This is a genomic window from Vibrio sp. 10N.222.48.A3 (assembly GCF_041475345.1).
In the GTDB taxonomy this organism is placed as follows: Bacteria; Pseudomonadota; Gammaproteobacteria; order Enterobacterales; family Vibrionaceae; genus Vibrio; species Vibrio tasmaniensis_A.
This window is the reverse complement of sequence record NZ_JBFRVX010001592.1, coordinates 1-714: the sequence shown is the minus strand read 5'-3', so window position 1 is coordinate 714 and position 714 is coordinate 1. Positions and strand designations below refer to the sequence as shown.

Here is a 714-nt window from a genome sequence, read left to right as displayed (position 1 = left end):
TAGTTAACAATTGAATAGAAAAAGGGACAAATGAAGATTTCATTTGTCCCTTTTATTTTTCTTGGGCTCCAAGGCTCTAGGGCTTGGCGATATCCGCGAAACCGATTAACGATGTTAGTCTTCGATAAACCAGTAACCTTTATTCACCAATTCCGTCACGACGGTTACACCTGAAGGAGAAAGATTAGTTGTTGAGTTAATTACCGAATCATCACACAGTACGTTTAGTAGCGAAGAATCAGCCTGTTCAACTTTAACGACTTCCCCATTGATGTAAGCTGTGTTGCTTTCATTCTCATGGTAGAGCGCTTTTAAGCCCGATACTCGACAAATCTCGCCTTCTGACTCTAAGTGCTGAGCGATCTCTTCTTCTGTCCATAATGGCTCAGGAGCGACGATATCAAGCTGGTGGCGTGATTGGCTTAGCAAACACCCCATGAATTCGCTGATGGTTTCAGGTTGCTCTAGTGCAGATTTCAACATGTCAGTTAGATTGCTTAAATCCGATGAACGAATCTTGCCGTAACCATCTTGCGTTTTGAATTCTGGATCGTGAAGATGAACGTCACCCATATCATGAGCAAGTACAAAATCGGCGAAGTTGCTGATTAGCTCTTGTTCTTTAGGGGAGCGATAGCCAATAGAGTAACTCATTGACGGCTCTAACGTGTTGCCTTCATGCGGGAAACCCGGTGGGATATAAAGGATATCGCC

At 43.6% G+C, this 714-nt stretch carries 1 protein-coding gene; it reads right to left on the bottom strand.

Going from position 1 to position 714, the window contains the following annotated elements:
* Nucleotides 1-114 precede the first annotated feature (114 nt).
* The coding region (locus tag AB4653_RS27905; protein WP_372105880.1) for a winged helix domain-containing protein at nt 115-714 on the bottom strand (600 nt) is incomplete at its 5' end.